This window comes from Paenibacillus sp. BR2-3 (assembly GCF_046529485.1).
In the GTDB taxonomy this organism is placed as follows: domain Bacteria; phylum Bacillota; class Bacilli; order Paenibacillales; family Paenibacillaceae; genus Paenibacillus_AQ.
The window spans coordinates 3,657,357-3,675,475 of the sequence record NZ_CP126311.1; the positions used below are offsets into that span (position 1 = coordinate 3,657,357).

At 51.6% G+C, this 18,119-nt stretch carries 16 protein-coding genes; 6 read left to right on the forward strand and 10 right to left on the reverse strand.

Annotation, left to right across the window (positions count from 1 at the left end):
- The first annotated feature begins 9 nt into the window (after positions 1-9).
- Genes PaeBR_RS17595 through PaeBR_RS17605 form a run of 3 tightly spaced genes read left to right on the forward strand, consistent with a single transcriptional unit; the run spans position 10 to position 2,220 of the window.
- Complete coding sequence (locus tag PaeBR_RS17595; protein WP_410511826.1) at positions 10-330, forward strand: lipopolysaccharide assembly LapA domain-containing protein; 321 nt, start codon at positions 10-12, stop codon at positions 328-330.
- A 35-nt stretch (positions 331-365) separates the two neighbouring features.
- The gene (locus PaeBR_RS17600; RefSeq protein WP_410511827.1) at positions 366-1,409 is read left to right on the forward strand and encodes a M42 family metallopeptidase; all 1,044 of its coding nucleotides are present in this window, start codon (positions 366-368) and stop codon (positions 1,407-1,409) included.
- Positions 1,393-2,220, forward strand: a complete 828-nt coding sequence (locus PaeBR_RS17605; RefSeq protein ID WP_410511828.1) for a hypothetical protein — start codon at positions 1,393-1,395, stop codon at positions 2,218-2,220. Before PaeBR_RS17600 ends, PaeBR_RS17605 begins: the two co-directional genes overlap by 17 nt.
- Positions 2,221-2,338: 118 nt before the next feature.
- Here the strand turns inward: PaeBR_RS17605 and PaeBR_RS17610 are convergent, their stop codons facing one another.
- From PaeBR_RS17610 to hemE, 8 genes are all read right to left on the reverse strand, one after another.
- Positions 2,339-4,276, reverse strand: coding sequence for an ABC-F family ATP-binding cassette domain-containing protein (locus PaeBR_RS17610; RefSeq protein WP_410511829.1), 1,938 nt, complete (start codon positions 4,274-4,276; stop codon positions 2,339-2,341).
- A 26-nt stretch (positions 4,277-4,302) separates the two neighbouring features.
- Positions 4,303-5,109, reverse strand: coding sequence for a DUF92 domain-containing protein (locus PaeBR_RS17615; RefSeq protein WP_410511830.1), 807 nt, complete (start codon positions 5,107-5,109; stop codon positions 4,303-4,305).
- Between the two features lie 35 nt (positions 5,110-5,144).
- Positions 5,145-5,768: a fumarylacetoacetate hydrolase family protein gene (locus PaeBR_RS17620; protein WP_410511831.1), complete on the reverse strand. Its 624-nt coding sequence runs from the start codon at positions 5,766-5,768 to the stop codon at positions 5,145-5,147.
- A 34-nt stretch (positions 5,769-5,802) separates the two neighbouring features.
- On the reverse strand, positions 5,803-6,537 hold the full coding sequence (locus PaeBR_RS17625) for a glycerophosphodiester phosphodiesterase (protein WP_410511832.1): 735 nt from the start codon (positions 6,535-6,537) through the stop codon (positions 5,803-5,805).
- Between the two features lie 25 nt (positions 6,538-6,562).
- Positions 6,563-7,837, reverse strand: coding sequence for a CapA family protein (locus PaeBR_RS17630; RefSeq protein WP_410511833.1), 1,275 nt, complete (start codon positions 7,835-7,837; stop codon positions 6,563-6,565).
- 355 nt (positions 7,838-8,192) lie between these two features.
- Positions 8,193-9,626, reverse strand: coding sequence for a protoporphyrinogen oxidase (hemG, locus tag PaeBR_RS17635; RefSeq protein WP_410511834.1), 1,434 nt, complete (start codon positions 9,624-9,626; stop codon positions 8,193-8,195).
- Positions 9,623-10,588, reverse strand: a complete 966-nt coding sequence (gene hemH / locus PaeBR_RS17640) for a ferrochelatase (RefSeq protein ID WP_410511835.1) — start codon at positions 10,586-10,588, stop codon at positions 9,623-9,625. Before hemH ends, hemG begins: the two co-directional genes overlap by 4 nt.
- 23 nt (positions 10,589-10,611) lie before the next feature.
- The gene (gene hemE / locus PaeBR_RS17645; protein ID WP_410511836.1) at positions 10,612-11,673 is read right to left on the reverse strand and encodes a uroporphyrinogen decarboxylase; all 1,062 of its coding nucleotides are present in this window, start codon (positions 11,671-11,673) and stop codon (positions 10,612-10,614) included.
- Positions 11,674-11,894: 221 nt separating this feature from the next.
- On the opposite strand from hemE, the gene PaeBR_RS17650 reads away from it, so the two are divergent.
- A complete protein-coding gene (locus PaeBR_RS17650; protein ID WP_410511837.1) occupies positions 11,895-13,115 on the forward strand; it encodes an MFS transporter in 1,221 nt (406 codons plus the stop codon).
- A gap of 12 nt (positions 13,116-13,127) precedes the next feature.
- Here the strand turns inward: PaeBR_RS17650 and PaeBR_RS17655 are convergent, their stop codons facing one another.
- Positions 13,128-13,760, reverse strand: a complete 633-nt coding sequence (locus tag PaeBR_RS17655; protein ID WP_410511838.1) for an O-methyltransferase — start codon at positions 13,758-13,760, stop codon at positions 13,128-13,130.
- A 154-nt stretch (positions 13,761-13,914) separates the two neighbouring features.
- Here PaeBR_RS17655 and PaeBR_RS17660 point away from each other — a divergent pair, with 154 nt between their 5' ends.
- Both PaeBR_RS17660 and PaeBR_RS17665 read left to right on the forward strand, forming a co-directional pair.
- The gene (locus PaeBR_RS17660; protein ID WP_410511839.1) at positions 13,915-15,060 is read left to right on the forward strand and encodes a class I SAM-dependent RNA methyltransferase; all 1,146 of its coding nucleotides are present in this window, start codon (positions 13,915-13,917) and stop codon (positions 15,058-15,060) included.
- Between the two features lie 99 nt (positions 15,061-15,159).
- Complete coding sequence (locus PaeBR_RS17665) at positions 15,160-17,112, forward strand: LTA synthase family protein (RefSeq protein WP_410511840.1); 1,953 nt, start codon at positions 15,160-15,162, stop codon at positions 17,110-17,112.
- Positions 17,113-17,201: 89 nt separating this feature from the next.
- Here PaeBR_RS17665 and PaeBR_RS17670 read toward each other — a convergent pair whose 3' ends face one another.
- Positions 17,202-18,026, reverse strand: a complete 825-nt coding sequence (locus tag PaeBR_RS17670; protein WP_410511841.1) for an aldo/keto reductase — start codon at positions 18,024-18,026, stop codon at positions 17,202-17,204.
- Between the last annotated feature and the right edge of the window lie 93 nt (positions 18,027-18,119).

The window sequence follows — 18,119 nt, forward strand, 5'->3', positions numbered from 1 at the left end:
GGGGCTCTTATGAGAATTCAATGGTCGCTTATCGCCGGTCTTATTTTTGCGCTGCTGACCGCTTTGTTCGCTGTCATCAACGTAGATCCGGTCCAGGTCAACTTCGGCTTCGATGTAGTCAATATTCCGCTAATTCTGGTCATCATCGGGTGTGCGCTGATCGGCGGTGTCATTGTAGGCTCTTACGGCATTTTCCGTCAATACAAGCTGCAGAAGCAGATTAAGGGATTAACCGCAGAACTGACTAAACTTCGCGATGCCAATACAACCCCGGAGTCTTTGAATATTGAAAATGAAGAAATATCCGCTAATCGTTCGACTGAGCTTTGATGTAATACGTTTATGATGAACAGGAGGACAAGCCCGTGCTTACCATTCAACCCAATGAAGATTACATCCTTTCGATTCTAAAAAAATTGCTCGACACGCCCAGCCCCAGCGGCTTCACCGCACAGGTGATGAACCTTGTCGCCGAGGAGGCGGCGTCGCTGAATGTACCGCTGACCTGGAATGAAAAAGGCGGCGTCATTCTGACGGTCGCTGGTCTTGATCCTTCCCGGACCATCGGGATCAGCGCCCATGTGGATACGCTTGGAGCCATGGTGCGCTCCATTAAATCCAACGGGACACTTCGGTTAACCTCCGTAGGCGGATTTACCATGCACAGTATTGAGAATGAATACTGCGTGATCCATACCCGCAGCGGCAAGACCTATACAGGTACGATTCTTACCAGCCATCCCTCCGTTCATGTGTATCCCGATGCACGCGACTTCAAACGGCAGGAGGAGAACATGGAGGTTCGAATTGATGAACAGGTATTGACCAAAGATGAAGTAAGCAAGCTCGGCATAGCCGTGGGCGATTTCATTTCTTTCGACGCCCGGGCGGTGATTACGCCAAGCGGATATATCAAATCACGGCATTTGGATGACAAGGCAAGCGTAGCGGCACTGCTCGGTCTGTTGGAGAGTATCAAACGCGAGGGCTGGAAGCCGCTGCATAACCTCTCTCTGCTAATCTCCAATTATGAGGAGGTCGGACACGGCGCTTCCTGGATTCCTGCCGGAATCAATGAAATGATCGCTGTTGACATGGGGGCTATGGGCGATGATCTTAGCTGTAAAGAAACGGACGTCTCTATTTGTGCCAAGGACTCCTCGGGTCCTTATGATTATGTAATGACAGGCCGGTTAATCGATCTGGCCGGAGCACTTTCCATCCCTTACGCAGTCGATATTTACCCGCAATATGGCTCCGACGCTTCCGCCGCACTGAGAGGCGGAAATAATATTCGGGCTGCCCTGATCGGACCGGGTGTGCACGCCTCCCACTCTATGGAGCGTACCCACAAGCAAGCCGTAGTGAATACAGCCAAGCTGCTCGCTGCTTATGTCGGGGCAAACTGAGACCGGCAGCCGCTGGAAAAGGCTGCTTAGGGAACACAGGCTCTCGTTAACCGCCATCATCCTGCTAGCTTTTGTTGTGTTAGCGGCAACAGCATTTCTATCAGAGCCAAGAGGCACTAAGGAGGTCTTTGACGGCCTCCCTCATTCCTACACCTATCTGGAGGCAGAGAGTCCGGGAAAAGTGCAGCTGCACATGATGTCTTTATCTCCTGAAGACGTGATCCTCCGGTCTGCCGGCAGTCCTCTGCGGCAGGTAGCGGCTTACGGCATTAATGGCGGTTTCTTCTATGGCGAGGACCTGTTGTCCATAGCCATTATGAACGATAACCCGGTAAGCGGTGTGAAGAACGCCTACGGCTCAGGCTGGTTCAATGCAAAGTACCCGAGGGGAACTCTGGTCTGGGATGGCGCTGACCGCAAGTTCTCGGTGCAGGTGGTTTCTTCGGGGGATGAACTGGTTGTCAAGGACCGCAGCCGGTATTTTGCCCAAGGCGGCATCAGCATGAATCTGCGGTACAACGAGCTATGGTCAGCAGCAGCAACGCAAGAACACCTGCCCTTTGCGGACGATGAGCGGATGCGTTCGGGGATGGTATACGATAATGCCGGCAAGCTGTGGCTTATCGTGACACCAACACTCTGCACCGCTGCCGAGTTTCGCACAGCCATATTGGAGACCGTCCCTGGTGAAGGCCTGGAGGGCATTTTCCTCGACGGTGACGGTTCCTCGCAGATGAACGCCGATGAAGCGGTTCTGCCTGGTGATTCCCGGCCGGTGGTACAGATGATTGCAGTAGAAGGCAAACAATGATGCATCAATACAAAGCGGCAGCAATGACTGGGTTAGTCGTTGCTGCCGCTTTTACTGCATAAAATAAAGCTGGCCCGGATTTTCCGGCGCCAGCCTTCTGTTAACGTATAACTTCGCATTACACCTTGCCTGCGATTCTCTCCGCCAGTTCATTTAAATACGTCCAGCGCTCCATAAGACGCTCCAGCTCGGCTTCCGACTCCTTCTGCTGCGCTACTAGCTCCTGCAGCTTCCCAGAGTCGGCGAAGGCTGCCTCCATCTTTGTGCTGATTTCGCTCAGATGGTTCTCCGCCCGTTCGATTTGCTCATCAATGCCTTCATATTCACGCTGTTCCTTGAAGGTGAATTTGAGCTTTTCCTTCACAGGAGGCTGAGTTCCCTTATCTTGCCCGGACTCCGCAGCAGTGCTCCGTTTCAGGATTCCATCGTCTTTGTTGGATCCCGTGGTTCGAGCTGGAACATTCTTGGTCAGCCATTCCTCATATTCGCTGTAATCGCCAACATGAAGCCGGATTTGTCCGTCCTCGAAGGCCATGATTTTATCCACTGTCCGATCCAGGAAATAGCGGTCATGGGATACGGTGAAGACAACGCCAGGGAATTCATCCAGATAGTCTTCCAGTACCGCCAGAGTGCCGATGTCCAGATCATTGGTCGGCTCGTCCAGGAGCAGTACGTTGGGCGCTCCCATTAGAACGCGCAGGAGATAGAGACGTCTTTTTTCGCCTCCGGACAGCTTGGAAATCGGAGTCCATTGCATAGCCGGAGGAAACAGGAAGCGCTCCAGCATTTGGCCTGCCGTAATGACGCTGCCGTCTGCTGTGCGGATGACTTCCGCCTCTTCCTTCACATACTCGATGGCCCGCAGGCTTTCATCCATATCCTGATGCTCTTGAGTGAAATAACCCAGCTTTACAGTTGCGCCAATCTGCACCTCGCCGCTGTCCGGCTCAAGCAATCCGCCAATCAAATTCAGAAGCGTTGATTTGCCGCTGCCGTTCGGACCCACGATGCCGACACGGTCCTGCGGTACAGCTATATAAGTCAGATCTTTAATCAGTTGCCGTCCGTCGAGAGCTTTGTTTAAGCCTTGCAGTTCAATTATTTTCCGTCCCAGACGTGTTGAAGCGACTGAAATATCAACTGAGCCGCCCGTGGATGGGCCGGCTCCCTCTTTCAGCTTCTCAAAGCGGTCGATTCTGGCCTTCTGCTTCGTGGTTCGGGCTTTGGCTCCCCGCCGAATCCAGGCCAGCTCCGTGCGCAGCAGATTCTTGCGTTTCTGCTCGGCAGAGGCTTCACGCTCCTCACGGTCCGCCTTCAGCTCCAGAAAACGGGAGTAGTTCGCTTCATAGCGGAACAGCCTTCCGCCATCCAGCTCCAGCATTACGTCTGCCACCCGGTCCAAAAAGTAGCGGTCGTGGGTAACCATTAACAATGCGCCGCGCCGCTTCTGCAAATACTGCTCCAGCCAGGCTACCGATTCGGTATCGATATGATTGGTAGGCTCATCCAGGATCAGCAGTTCTGATGGGGTTATAAGTGCCGCCGCCAGAGCAACCCGCTTGCGCTGACCGCCGGACAGGGTATCCATAAGAGCATCAAACTGGTCAATGCCGAGCTTGGAAAGTACGCTTTTGGCCTCACTCTCCAGCTGCCATGTGCCGGCCGCATCAATCTCATGTCCTAACGCCACCAGCTTCTCTTCAAGCTCTTTATTCCCCGGGCTACTCTCCAGCAGCGCCATGGTTTCCATGTATTCGCGCGTACTTCTGAGTTCCGGTTCATCACCTGCAAACACCTGCTGCAGCACGGTATTTGAAGGATCATAGGGTGGGTTCTGTGCCAGATATTGCACCCGCACATTATTTCCGATCGCAATTTGTCCTTCATCCGGAGTCCCCAGACCGGCAATGATACGCAAAAAGGTTGATTTTCCGGTTCCATTTACTCCAATGACACCAATTTTATCGCGGTCATCCATGCCAAATGAAGCATCCCGGAACAATACTTTCTCCCCATAACTTTTGGAGAGGTGCTCCACGGTCATAATATTCATACATTATCCTCGCTTGCCTTATATTTTCAACTTCCCATAATGCCAATCAGCAGAGCCACGGCACCGCCGGTCATCGAGCTGATGAGATTAACGGCATCATTGCTCATCCACCGCCAGCCGCGGGCATGCACAGCTGGTGCCCCGCAATGCCGGAGGCTTTCCACCTCCCGGCCGCATACGGTACACCGGTTCATCCGCTGCACCGTCGCGCCAAGGATGGAATCCGTGAAGGCCCCTGCCAGGCCGCCAAGAAGACCGGCAAGTGCAAGCAGCACAAAGGAACGGCTTGTCATTCCGGCTGCAAGCTGCAGCAGCCAGGAGGCTGCGCCGATAACAGCCCCGCCTCCGGCTGCAGCAAGAGTTCCCGCAAGGGATACTCCCCCGGACGCTCCAGTCGGCAAGATTTTCCCTGTCAGGACAGAGCGGGGTGGTTTTGTACTAAGCGTTCCAATTTCCGTAGCCCAAGTATCCGATGTTACTGTAGCCATAACGCCAATGAACAGGAATTCCCACATCATATGCGGATAAATCGCATTGAGCAAGACCACTATCATACCAACGCCACCGTTGGCGAAAACTTGCCCCGCATCCCGGCGGCCTGTTTTGTCGTAGCTCAGCTCCAGTTCAGCCTTATGTTCATGACGAAGCCTGGACAATAGACTGGATGAAACGAAGAAGAGCAGCAAGATACCGAACCAAAAAGCATTCCCGGCACCAAAATAAATCGTACCCATGATCACTGCGGCCAGCATGCCGGAAAGGCTCAGCGATTGCTTCCCATACGCTGCCCCGGCGATCAACAAAGCGCCACAGGCGCCGATAACCCATTGCATACCTTCAACTCCCGCTATCGTTCAAATATTACCTTTTATCCGATCAGACAGGTGCCCATCAGCTGGTCGCCCCAATACATCTCGAACGAATCGCCTGAAACGGTGGGTCCGACACCTTCCGGAGTCCCTGTAAATATAACGTCGCCTTCACCAAGCCCGTAGCGTGCCGCGATAAAGTCTACAATCTTCTGAAGCGGAAAAATCATATTTTTCACATTTCCGCGTTGTACTTCCACACCATTTTTCAGAACAGTGAAATCAGTGCCTTCCAGTTCTTCCTTGTCCGGGAAAGCAATATAAGGGGTAATCGGCGCAGCGTTTTTGAAGCCTTTGGCTGCGGTCCAGGGAAGTCCTTTCTTTTGCAAATCATTATGCACATCACGTAAAGTGAAATCCAAACCCAATGCCATAACGTCCACCAGTTCTTCTACACTCATTCCCGGAACATATTCGCGAGCGATTCGCAGCACAAGCTCACCTTCATAATGAACCTGTCCCGACTCCTTCGGAAGATGAATGATTGCCTTGTCGAGGGAAACAGCTGCATGAGAGGGCTTCATGAAAATGAGCGGTTCCACCGGTACTTTATTCCCCAGTTCCTCCGCATGCAGTTTGTAATTACGTCCAACGCAGTATAAGTTATTAACAGTAGCGCACATTAGACCTCAGCTCTCTTTCCCGTCGATTTATTGTTTATACTCCCAAAAACGTATCGCCCCATACATCCGGACGGTTCGTACAAATCATTATATCAGAATGCATGCCGGCTAGGCGACGCATCTCCCTCGCTTTATCCACTGTCCAGGCCATAACCTTCACACCCTGCGCTGCAAGCCGCTTGGCCAAATCCGGATTCAGACGGGCAAAACTGATGGACAGAAACGAACAATCCAGTTCCTTCACCCTTCTGGCGGGATCGCCCGACCTGGAATCAAAGATCAGTCCGGTCCGAAAAAGGGGATCAATCTCCTTAACCCTTTGAAGCGCCCCGGCTTCGAATGAAGTCAGAACTACGTCATCACGCATGTTTTTGGAGGAGATAAGCTCAATAACCGTTTTTTCAATTCCAGGATACAGATTCCCCACAGTCTTCAGCTCAATGTTAAAATGCAGACGGCCTGCCGCAAGCTCCAGAACCTCCTCCAGGGAGGGAACCCTCTCTCCTCTAAAAGCACGTCCTTTCCAGCTTCCAGCATCCAGTCGTTTAATCTGCTCCCAGTCCATATTCTTGACCTTCCCATGACCGTTTGTGGTCCGGTCCAGACTGTAATCGTGTATGACGACAGGCACACCATCCTTGGAGAGCTGGACATCCAGCTCCATCCAGCGCACGTAGGGCAGCGCAAGCGCCATCCGGACTGCGGCCAATGTATTCTCCGGCGCTTTGCCGGAAAATCCGCGATGGGCAACGCACATATTTTTAAACATAAGGAAAACCTCCTTACAGTAGTAATCACTCTGAGGAATGAATAACCTTACCGTCGCTGCCGATCTTTATCCGCCCCCAGGAAAGAGACTCCACCTTTTTGAACAGCTTTTGTCCATCCGCGTCACTCATGGGTACCGGCTGGCCCAGTTCAGCATTAAAGGGCTTTAACTGCAATTGACATTGCCCCTGGGTACTGCATTCCGCCTGAACAACCGCCGTTTCCCAAGTGGCAGGAGTTGTGGATTTCGTAAAAATAAAGTTCCCCGTGCTGTAGGCTATCCACTTGCCTTTGTAGGGCTCAATCCCTTGAAGGACGTGGGGATGGCCTCCGATCACAAGATCCGCCCCGGCATCGATGAAGCTGCGCCCCAGCGATTGCTGAGCAGCATCCGCCTGAGTTACGCGTTCAATCCCCCAATGCACTACAACTACCACAATATTCGCTTTCTTACGAGCCTCGGCTATGGCCTTTAGCCCTTCCTTACTATCATAGACAGAAGCCAGACCCGGCTTATTCCGGCCGGCCTGCCATGAGGATTCCGGGATTACACGGGTAAACCCAAGCAGGGCAATGGTGACACCCTTTCGTTCAAAATACTGCGCAGCATAGGCGGATTCAGCGGTCAAGCCTGCCCCGGCATGGCCAATCCCTCTATCATCAAGGTTGCTCAGCGTATCCTTCAGTCCTTGCTCCCCTTGGTCAAGCGTATGATTATTCGCCAGATTCACGGCATCTACTCCCGCTTCCTTCATGGCATCCAAAGCCTCCGGGGGGGATTTGAATACAAACTGCTTGTTGGCTGCACCCGTACCTTGCTCAGTTACAGGTGTTTCAAGATTAATTACAGTAAGATCATCCTGCTGCAAAAGCCCATCAAGACGGGCATAGGGATAATCGTAGCCCTTCTTCTTTAAAAGCTCTCCAACCTTACCGGCAAAAATGACGTCTCCGCCAAAGCTCAGCTTAACTGTATTACCTTCCGAAACAGCATCCTGCGGCAATCCGGAAATAAGCCCCTCGCCGCCTGCAGCTGGTGTTGGTGATTCTGCAGGTACCGGCTCTGCAGCAGGCATTGGCTCAACAGTCGGCGTTGGCTCAACAGCAGGCGTCGGTTCAACGTAGGTTTGCGGTGCAGTAGTAAATGCGGCTGTTGACGGGTTCGGACTCCTGTTCTGCTCTGGTGAAGGTGAGATGCTGCTTTGTGCCGCCGGAAGCGGAGTAGCAGAGTTTTCATTGCCGCCTTCAATAAAATAATAAAATAATAGGGCTGTTATCATGAGCAGCAGCAACGCATTCATCCATGCCCATGCCCGTTTTGGGCGGCGGTGGCCGGAGGCTTTTCTTTTCCCTTTTCTGTGGGGTCGTGGCGGGTACATGGGTTTCTATAAGCTCCTTTGCCGTTAAATTGGTTCTATTATAGCATATCCGTACCTGCCCCCAACAAATAGGAAGACTGTCCGGCTGATAGAGTAGTCACCCTGTAATACAAGAAGAAACGGCTTCGCCGTCCTGAAAGAGACGGTATCCGTTTCTCGTAGAAATATAAGCAAAGTATAGTGAAAACTTATACTTTCTTATATTTTAAAAAAGGTGAAGCGATAATAAGACTCGCTCCACCGTATGAATCTCTGTATTAATGGCATGTCGTTCATCTTACTGACGTAACGACTTGGCAGCAGCTTCAGCTGTTAGCTTGGCTTGTTTGATGCAGTCCGGCATGCCTATGCCGTCATATCCGGCTCCAAAAGCATACACGCCAGGCAGGACAGCTCCCAGCTCATCCCGCAGCTTCGAGATGTTCCCGGGATGCCCAACCGGATACTGCGGCATGGAGTGCATCAGACGGGTGATTTCTGTAAACAATGGCTTGGCGGTAATTCCCATAATTTCACGCACATCTTTGCGCACCAGCTCCGCCAGCGCCTCATCCGGCAGCTGTACATTCTGCTCGTCTCCCGAACGCCCAACATAAAAGCGAAGCAGCACCTTATCCTCCGGACTGGTGTGGAGCCATTTGGTCGATGTCCATGTGCACGCTGTAATGTTCCGCCCTTCCTTACGGGGTACCAGGAAGCCTGATCCGTCATATTCAGTGGCCGTATCCTTTTTGGAAAAAGCCATCACAACGTTAGCTACAGAAACATAATTCACAGCATCCAGTGCCGAGACATCCACATGTGAACGCAGAAGATCTGCGGCGGCGAAATTCTGAACAGTAACGTAAATATCATCCGCAGGCAATGTTTCCCCGTTATCGAGTTCAACTTCATAGCGCGGATGCTCAGCAGTTCCATCGGTGTCCCGCACAATAATTGCAGTGACCGCAGTCTCCGTTCGCTGCTCCACATCATGCAGATCATTTATCAGAGCGTATACCAGACTTTGCAGACCTTGCCGGAAGGTCAAGAAGGCGCTCTTCTTCGTACCCGTATGGGTCTCAACCGGCTTACGGCCTGTAGTCATGCCGCGAATAAGGCTGCCATACTGGCGCTCTATCTCACCAAACTGCGGGAATGTGGCCTGCAGGCTGATTTTGTGCATATCACCGGCGTAAATACCGGCCAGCAGGGGCTCCGTCATATTCTCCAGCACTTCCGTTCCAAGACGGCGTTCGATTAACTGCCCCAGCGACTCATCTTCCTTGCTTCTGCGGGGAGGAAGAATGAAATCCATCATCGCGCGTACTTTGCCTTTAAAAGATACAAGGCCGCTTTTCAAAAATGGCCTTATTTCTGTCGGGATACCCAGTACAAGTCCGGCCGGCATTGGATGAAGCTTTTCCTTCTGCAGTATGTACGTCTTCTTGGCATTGGGATTGGTCGTCACCAGCTCATGGTCCAATTCCAGTTCCTTTGCCAAATCAATCATCGCCGTTTTACGGGCCAGGAAGGAATCCGGGCCCTTCTCTATGACGAAGCCGTCACGGTGCAGCGTTTCAATTTTGCCGCCTAGCGTCTTATCTTTGTCCACTATAATAATTTCCGGCTTAATGCCGGCTTCTTTATAGTATTTGCGCACATAAAAAGCGGCGCTGAGACCACTCAGACCTCCGCCGACAATTACAATTTTCCGGGATGTATCGGTCATAGCTGGCTCACCTTCATTTGATTGTAGCGGGTACGCACCACATCACTAAGTACTGCCATATAGGCAGGATCACTGTTGAGCGATTCGATCCGCATCAGTCGCATGTCCAGCTCACCTGCCACCGACTGCGCTTCAATGTCAAGGTCATACAGCACCTCCAAGTGATCAGACACGAATCCAACTGGCGCTACCAGGACATCCTCAACCTGTTCCTTGCTAAGCTCCCGAAGCGTATCCAGAACATCCGGTCCCAGCCATGGCTCAGCCGTACGGCCCGCACTCTGCCAGGTGAACTGCCAGGAAGTCACTCCCGCCTTTTTGGCAACAGCTGCGGAAGTTTCAAGCAGCTGGTCGCGGTAAGGGTCGCCCATGGTAAGAATCCGCTCCGGCAGACTATGTGCGCTGAACAGCACGCGAACCTCACTTCGCTTCGCACCTGCCTCCTCGAATTGATCCAGACGCGCTGAAACACGGCGGCTCAGAACGTCGATCAGCTCCGGATGCAGATGATAGCTCTCCACAAAAGACATCTGAATACCGCATGCCTCTGCCTTTTCCTTGGCACGCTTAATATATGTACCCACACTCATGCTCGAATAATGCGGAGCAAGAACGATACCCACGGCTTCGGCAATTCCGTCCTTCATCATGGACTCCACGCCGTCTTCAATAAACGGATGGGCATGCTTCAGACCTTGATAACAGACAAACTGAACAGCTGGATCAGCATTGTCCCTGTTCAGTGCAGCTTCCAGGGCTTCCACCTGCCGGTCAGTATTCTCACGCAGCGGGAATACGCCCCCAACGATGGCTTCATAACGGTCCTTCAATTCTTTAAGCTGTTCCGCGGATGGCGGATTGCCGCGACGGATATGCGTATAGTAGGCCTCTATACCCTCCAGGCTCTCAGGAGTGCCGTAGGACATGACCAGAACGCCGATTTGCTTTGTCACCAATTCCATCCCCTTTTTATGGTTAGTCATGTTCAGGAACGTGCTTTAGCTGATTCTTGTAAAAGCTCATGGGAGTACTCGTGAATGTAGTCCGTCAGTTCCCGCAGCTTATCCAGCGAGGCTTCCGGAAATAACCCATGCCCCAGATTGAATACATAGCCCGGCTCAAGAATGCCTTCATCAATCAATGCCTTGGCACGTTCTTTGATCACATCCATCGGAGCGGTCAGCAGATAAGGGTCGAGATTGCCCTGAACAGCAAACTTCCCTTCTGTTCGGCGCCGCCCTTCACTTATGCTCACTCGCCAGTCCAGTCCGATGACATCGGCTTGAAGGTTTGTAAGGCTAGGCAGGAGTTCTCCTGAGCTTACCCCCGGAAAATATATTTTAGGCACATCAAGGTCTGAACATTCGCTGAAGATCCGTGAAACGGTAGGGAGTACATACCTTTCGAAATCCTGAGGCGCAAGCGCACCCACCCAGCTGTCAAACAGCTGAAAGGCTTTGCCTCCGCTGCGAACATGACTGTGAAGGTAGGTGATGACCATATCGCCCAGCTTCTCCATCAGCATCTCCCATACACGAGGCTCGCTGTACATCAGCTCCTTGGTGCGGATATACCCTTTCGATGGACGTCCCTCGATCAGATAACTGGCAATCGTGAACGGGGCACCGGCAAACGTAATCAACGGCACGTCCAGTTCCTTGTCGAGAATGGCGATGGTCTCCAGAATATGGCCGAGGTCGCCTTCCACATCAATCGGTTTCAATCTCTCTACGTCAGCAGCCGAACAAATCGGATTATGTATTACCGGGCCGATGTTTTTGACTATGTCGAAGTCAATGCCGATGGAAGCAACCGGATTCATGATATCGGAATATAAAATAGCCGCGTCCACACCCAGCTTGCGCACAGGCATCATGGTTACCTCAGCCGCCAGCTCCGGCTGTTTGCAAATTTCCAGCAGCGAATACTTTTCCTTGATTTTACGGTACTCGGGATCATAACGGCCGGCCTGCCGCATGTACCATACGGGAACATGCTCTGTGTCCAGCTTCGTGCAGGCGCGGATAAAAGTGTCGTTGTAGGTCATGATAAGATCTCCATTAAATTTGATTAATTTCTCAATATATATTATGCCCCTTTTAAAAGTAAGTAACAACCGTCACACTTAAAGGGCCAATGACAATCCTATGACAATACTATGATATGTGTTTCAACGCTACAATTAAAAATTATGATATACTGATAGAATGTCAATTTTTCGTGAATAATAAATTTTTGAATCACAGTTCGGAAAGGAGTGAAAGCACTTTGAAGAAATGGGAGGCTTGGAGAGTCAACCTCATTGTGCTTTGGTTCGGGCAATTTCTGGTAAATGCTGGAATGACCATGATTACTCCGTTCCTATCCCTGTATCTGGCTAAAGATCTCGGGGTACAGGGTGAACATGCTATCGGGATTTGGGCCGGCTTCATATTTGCCGCCAACTTTATGACCTCGTTTCTGTTCCAGCCGCTATGGGGCAAGCTCGCCGACAAATATGGACGCAAAATCATGCTGCTGCGCTCCAGCTTTGGTATGGCGCTGGTCATTCTGTTGATGGGGTTTGCCCAGACACCGTTGCAATTGCTGCTGCTCCGTCTGCTGAACGGAACCATTTCCGGCTTCAATCCAGCTTCCATTGCACTGATCTCGGGAACAACCCCCAAGCACCGTATGGGCTTTGCCATGGGTCTCATGCAGTCAGGCTCTGTAGCCGGCACCATTCTGGGACCGCTGATCGGCGGTCTTTTGGCCGACTGGGTGGGTTTCCGCCCGATCTTTTATGTCGTCGGCGCATTGCTGTTTGTCGCCTCCCTGCTTGCGCTGTTCCTGGTGAAGGAGAAATTCGACCGTGTCGAAGCAGCCCATGTACCGCAGGCCTCCGTGCTTGAAGGCTTAAAAGAACTTCTCAAGGTACCTCAGCTTCCGGCTCTGTTCGGTGTAACCTTCCTGCTGCAGTTCGCCATGATCAGTCCGATGACGCTGATGCCGCTCTATGTGGAGAAGCTGCACGGCTCTGCCGTGAATATCGCCTTCTGGGCCGGTATGGTTAGTGCAGTCACCGGTATTTCGAATATGCTTGCTTCTCCTGTGCTTGGCAAGCTGAGCGATAAGATAGGTGCACACCGTATACTGACCTATGCCCTAATCGGCGCCGCCCTGTTCCTAATCCCGCAAGCATTCGTCACCAGTGTCTGGCAGCTTATTATTGTCCGCTTCCTGATGGGCGTCTTCATGGGCGGTTTGCTGCCTAGTGTAAATGCGCTGATCCGCGCCTATACGCCAGACGGAAAGGATAGCAGGGCATTTGGCTTCAACAGCAGTACGCTGTCGCTGGGCAATATGCTGGGAGCGATTATCGGCGGTTTTTTGTCAGGCTACATCGGTATCGAAGGTTTGTTCATTCTCTCGGGGGTCTTCATGTTGATTAACACCGTATGGGTACGTCTAAAGCTCTATAAGGAAACTGCCCCGAGATTGTTCCGCTGATTACAGCAATGCCTATTTGACTATGGCTAGGGCCAGACCATCGTATGCCGGAAGCAAGGTACTGGTCAGTCGCTCATCGCTGGCGATCATTTCGTTAAACCGCCTCACCGCCTGAATGGCAGGGCCGTTCCTGTCCGTGTTCAGTGTGCGGCCGCGCAGAAAAATATTATCTCCGGCAATGATCGCTCCCGGATTGGCCAGCCTGATGGCATATTCAAGATAATTCGGGTAATTTTCTTTGTCGGCGTCGATAAAAAAGAAATCGAAGGTTCGCCCTTCCGCTTCCAATGACTTCAAGCTTTCCAGCGCCGGGCCGACTCTGTATTCGACAGCATCGCCAAAGCCTGCAAGCTTCAGATGTCTCTTGGCCAACTCGGCGTATTCGGCTTTAAGTTCCAGGGAGGTCAGCTTTCCGCCGGCAATCAATCCCCGGGCCATGCAAATGCCGCTGTATCCGCCCAATGCGCCGATTTCCAATATGCTGGATGCGCGGGAGAGACTGACGAGCATGGATAATAGACGGCCGTATCCCGGGGCGACAGAAACTTCCGGCATGCCGTTAGCAGCTATGGTGTTCTTCACTTGAAGCAGCAGATCGTCCTCTGTATAGAGCTGTTCACTGTATTGTTCCTGACTAATAAGCATGTTATATCTCCTTCGGCAATCCTCATGGCTTACACATTAAAGCCCTGAGGGGATTTTCCGGGAATGACGGACATTGTGAAGTTCACCGCATTCCCCTATACTTGATTGTACTGGCTATCTGTATTTATCTACAAGTAAAACGGAGTTGAGATCAATGAGCAAATTACAATTAATCGCTACCGCCCCTATGGGTTTGGAGGCTGTTGTGGCGCGTGAATTAAACGAACTGGGTTATGAGACCACGGTCGAGAACGGACGGGTACTGTTCAGCGGTGACTATATAGACATCTGCCGCTGTAATTTATGGCTGCGTACCTCGGACCGTGTATTAATTAAAATGGGGCAGTTTCCTGCCAAAACCTTCGACGAGCTGTTCGAAGGCGTCAAAGCTCTGCCATGGGAGGACTGGATTCCGGAACACGGAGAATTCCCCGTTGAGGGCCGCTCGCACAAGTCCCAATTGACAAGTGTACCCGCTTGCCAGGGAATCGTCAAAAAAGCGGTGGTCGAGAAGCTGAAGCTCTCCTATCATACGGACTGGTTCCCTGAGAACGGTCCCCGCTATGTGATTGAAATGATCCTGCTGAACGATATTGCGCTGATCACTTTGGATACTACCGGACCGGCTCTTCACAAACGGGGCTATAGAAGGCTGGCAACAGAAGCGCCGCTGAAAGAAACCATGGCCGCCGCGCTGCTGAAGCTTAGCCGCTGGAACGGCAGCCGGCCTTTATACGATCCATGCTGCGGCTCCGGCACCCTATTGATTGAAGCCGCAATGATCGCCTGGAACATTGCACCCGGACTCCGCCGCTCCTTTCCATCCGAGCATTGGCCGGTCATTCCGCGCGAGCTGTGGGAGGAAGCCCGTGAAGAGGCATTCGACGCCGTACGTGACGATTATCCGCTGCAGCTGACAGGCAGCGATATCGATCCTGCTGCTATTGAAGTGGCTGAAGCCGCTGCCAAGAGTGCAGGATTATCCGGCGAAATCACCTTTTCTGTGCTCGGCGCCGCCAAAGCCAGACCGCAAGGCGAGTACGGCTGCATCATCACCAATCCTCCTTACGGCGAGCGTCTAAGCAATGATAAAGAAGTGGAAAAGCTGACTCGCCAATTCGGTGAAATGATGCTGTATCTGCCGACCTGGTCTTTCTTTGCAATTAGTCCCGTGAAGGAGTTCGAGCAGTATTTCGGGCGGAAAGCCGACAAACGGCGCAAGCTGTACAATGGGCGTATTGAATGTCAATTCTATCAATATTTGGGCCCGCTGCCGCCAAGAAGCCCGAAACAGGATTAATCGTTTTATTATAGTTCAGCTATGTACGGACATCCTCCGCTTCCGGGGCCGATGTCCGCTTTTTCGACGCTTTTGTTTAGACTGCAAGGAGGATTTATATTGAAACGTTGTCTAGGCTATGCCTTATTTATTGCCGTCATGCTGATAAAGCTGATCCAGCTGCACAGCGGACTGCATGCTCAGAATATCGACATGAACCAGCAGGACAAGCTGATCTCCATCGGCTCGCTTATTCTGCTGTCCTTTTGGACATTATGGCTTCCCCGCAGGGGCCAGACTATAGCGCTGCTCATTCTTAACGTGCTCCTGACTTTTCTGATCTATGCCGATATGGTGTACTACCGTTACTTTCAGGATTTCATTACCGTTCCTGTGCTGCTGCAGGCAGGGCAGATGGACGCGCTTGGCGAGAGTATCTTCTCCCTGCTGCGTCCTGCCGATATCACGTTATTTGCAGACTGGCTGCTGTTCCTGTGCTATATTGCCACGCGCTCCTTCATATTTCGGCAAGGAGAAGGCTCCGCACATCTGCACACTCTATTTTATCGTAGTCCCGTCAACCTAACCCGTGATCGCTCACGCACCAAGACTGCAGGCTTTCTTCGGCGAACGGGAAACGGTGCTGCCGCTTTACTTCTCGGCTCTGTCTTAACCTTCGGACCGATTTATACTTATGCCACTACCTGGGCCCGTGATTTATTCACCGGCAACTGGTGGAGTCTGGCTATGTATAACGTGACCGGGCTTATTGGCTTCCATGCCTATGACGCCTACCAATATGCCAAGGATCATCTGGGCCCCAACCCTGTTCTTCCCCAGCAGGAGGCGGCATCCATGAAGCTTTGGTTCGCCGGGCAGAATGCGGAACAAGCCCAAGTGAACGACAGCTTCGGAAAATATAGCGGCAGCAACATTATTGTTATTCAGGCGGAAGCCTTCATGAATTTCATGGTAGGAGCCTCTGTCAATGGTCAGGAGGTTACTCCGAATCTGAACGCACTGATGAAAGAAAGCCTATATTTCAGCCATTATTATCATCAGACCGCACAGGGACGAACCTCGGATGCCGATTTTGCTTCCAACGGCTCCTTGTATCCGCTAACCTCAGGATCCATATTTGTGCGGTACCCGGATCACCATTTCGATGTTCTGCCCGCCATTTTGAAGGAAAATGGGTATAGCGCCAATGCTTTTCACGCCTATGAGGGCAGCTTTTGGAACCGGCAGCTTATGTATTCGGCAATGGGCTATGACCGCTTTTACACCAAAAAAGACTATACGCTCAATGAACCTCTGGGCTGGTCGCTTGGCGATAAATCATTTCTGCGTCAATCGCTGACTGCAATGGAACCCTTGAAGCAGCCCTTCTATTCTTTCCTCACGACACTTTCAAGCCACTATCCGTATTCACTTCCGGAGGAGGTGCAGAAGCTTGATACGGGAGAGTTCGCCGGAACTATCTTTGGAGATTACCTGGAGGCCATACACTATACAGATGAAGCTTTGGGGCAGCTTGCAGAGGGATTGAAAAAAGATGGGTTGTGGGAAAATACCATCCTAGTTTTTTACGGGGACCACGATAATTCTATTAAAGAGACTTCCTATTACGAACAGTTTCTCGGCAAAAGCCTTACAGCGCTCGATATGCTTGAAATCATGCATCAGGTTCCGCTGCTCGTGCATCTGCCGGGTGCCTACACTGGGACCATTGATCCCAAACCCGCTGGCCAGCTGGATCTTACACCTTCCCTTCTTCATCTGCTCGGGATATCCCGGGACCCTTACTACTTGATGGGTAATAATCTGTTCAGCGGACAAGAACGGCTGGTGACCTTGCGTTCCGGCGCATTTGCGAATGCTGAGCTCGCTTATTTACCCGGTGATGACGGTCAGTTCACCAGCGGAACTTGCTATAATCTTGATACACGGGGCACCGCTCCCGTGAAGCAGTGCCGGACCGGATTCGAAGAGAGCAAGACGAGACTGAAAATTTCAGACGATATTATGAAGTACGACGCCATTAGAACGTTTAAACAAGAGGACACCCAATAAAATACCAACAGCCCTTAATCCCCTTGTGCTTGACAGGAGGTTAAGGGCTGCTTCAATTACAGGCTCCGGCCTGAATTCATTTCAAACAACTAAAATAACAGCTTATCCGGATGGCTGCCAATCCGTTCATCCGCGTTCAACCCGGTGATAGCATCCATCTCGTCCCGGGACAGCTCGAAATCGAATATTTCACTGTTTTCCTTAATTCTGGACGGGGTGACGGACTTGGGAATGATGACAATGTTGTTCTGAAGCTCCCAGCGCAGAATGACCTGAGATACGGATTTTCTGTACTTTTCCGCAATTCCGAGCAGCAGTCCGTTATCCTGAAGTCTGCCCTTCATCAGCGGAGCCCACGCTTCAAGCTGGATATTGTGAGCGATGCAATATTCATGCAATTCCTTTTGGATCAGGCGGGGATGCAGTTCCACCTGGTTGAGCGCCGGGACGGTGTTGCTGTCCTTCGTCAGTTCCTCCAGATGATGAATCTGGAAATTACTGACTCCGATCGCCCGCACACTGCCTTCTTCGTATAGACGTTCAAGCGCCCGCCAAGTCTCCTTATACTTATCCGCGCCCGGCCAATGAATCAAATACAGGTCAATGTAATCCAATCCCAGCTTCTCACGGCTCTTCTCAAAAGCACGGAGGGTCTTGTCAAAGCCCTGGTCTTCATTCCAGACCTTGGTCGTTACAAACAAGCTGTCCCTGGCGACGCCGCTGGCTGCAATCGACTGTCCGACTTCCTCTTCGTTGGCGTAAACCGCTGCAGTATCAATACTCCGGTACCCGATCTTTAAAGCTTCGGTCACCGCATTCGCCACCTCGTCCCCTGCGGCTTTATACGTCCCGAGTCCAAACCAAGGCATAGCAACTCCATTATTCAATATCGTGCCATCGGTGATATGCTTCATACCGTTTTCCCGCCTCCTAGGTAAAAATATGTTTGTACACAACGGGTATATCATATCACAAAGTGCTTTTCAGCGAAAAAAAGCACCCCGCAA

Coding starts and splice junctions, on each gene's coding strand:
- PaeBR_RS17595 (WP_410511826.1), top strand. CDS start 10: ATGAGAATTCAATGGTCGCTTATCGCCGGTCTTATTTTTGCGCTGCTG.
- PaeBR_RS17605 (WP_410511828.1), top strand. CDS start 1,393: ATGTCGGGGCAAACTGAGACCGGCAGCCGCTGGAAAAGGCTGCTTAGG.
- PaeBR_RS17610 (WP_410511829.1), bottom strand. CDS start 4,276: ATGAATATTATGACCGTGGAGCACCTCTCCAAAAGTTATGGGGAGAAA.
- PaeBR_RS17615 (WP_410511830.1), bottom strand. CDS start 5,109: ATGCAATGGGTTATCGGCGCCTGTGGCGCTTTGTTGATCGCCGGGGCA.
- PaeBR_RS17620 (WP_410511831.1), bottom strand. CDS start 5,768: ATGTGCGCTACTGTTAATAACTTATACTGCGTTGGACGTAATTACAAA.
- PaeBR_RS17625 (WP_410511832.1), bottom strand. CDS start 6,537: ATGTTTAAAAATATGTGCGTTGCCCATCGCGGATTTTCCGGCAAAGCG.
- PaeBR_RS17630 (WP_410511833.1), bottom strand. CDS start 7,837: ATGAATGCGTTGCTGCTGCTCATGATAACAGCCCTATTATTTTATTAT.
- hemG (WP_410511834.1), bottom strand. CDS start 9,626: ATGACCGATACATCCCGGAAAATTGTAATTGTCGGCGGAGGTCTGAGT.
- hemH (WP_410511835.1), bottom strand. CDS start 10,588: ATGGAATTGGTGACAAAGCAAATCGGCGTTCTGGTCATGTCCTACGGC.
- hemE (WP_410511836.1), bottom strand. CDS start 11,673: ATGACCTACAACGACACTTTTATCCGCGCCTGCACGAAGCTGGACACA.
- PaeBR_RS17655 (WP_410511838.1), bottom strand. CDS start 13,760: ATGCTTATTAGTCAGGAACAATACAGTGAACAGCTCTATACAGAGGAC.
- PaeBR_RS17660 (WP_410511839.1), top strand. CDS start 13,915: ATGAGCAAATTACAATTAATCGCTACCGCCCCTATGGGTTTGGAGGCT.
- PaeBR_RS17670 (WP_410511841.1), bottom strand. CDS start 18,026: ATGAAGCATATCACCGATGGCACGATATTGAATAATGGAGTTGCTATG.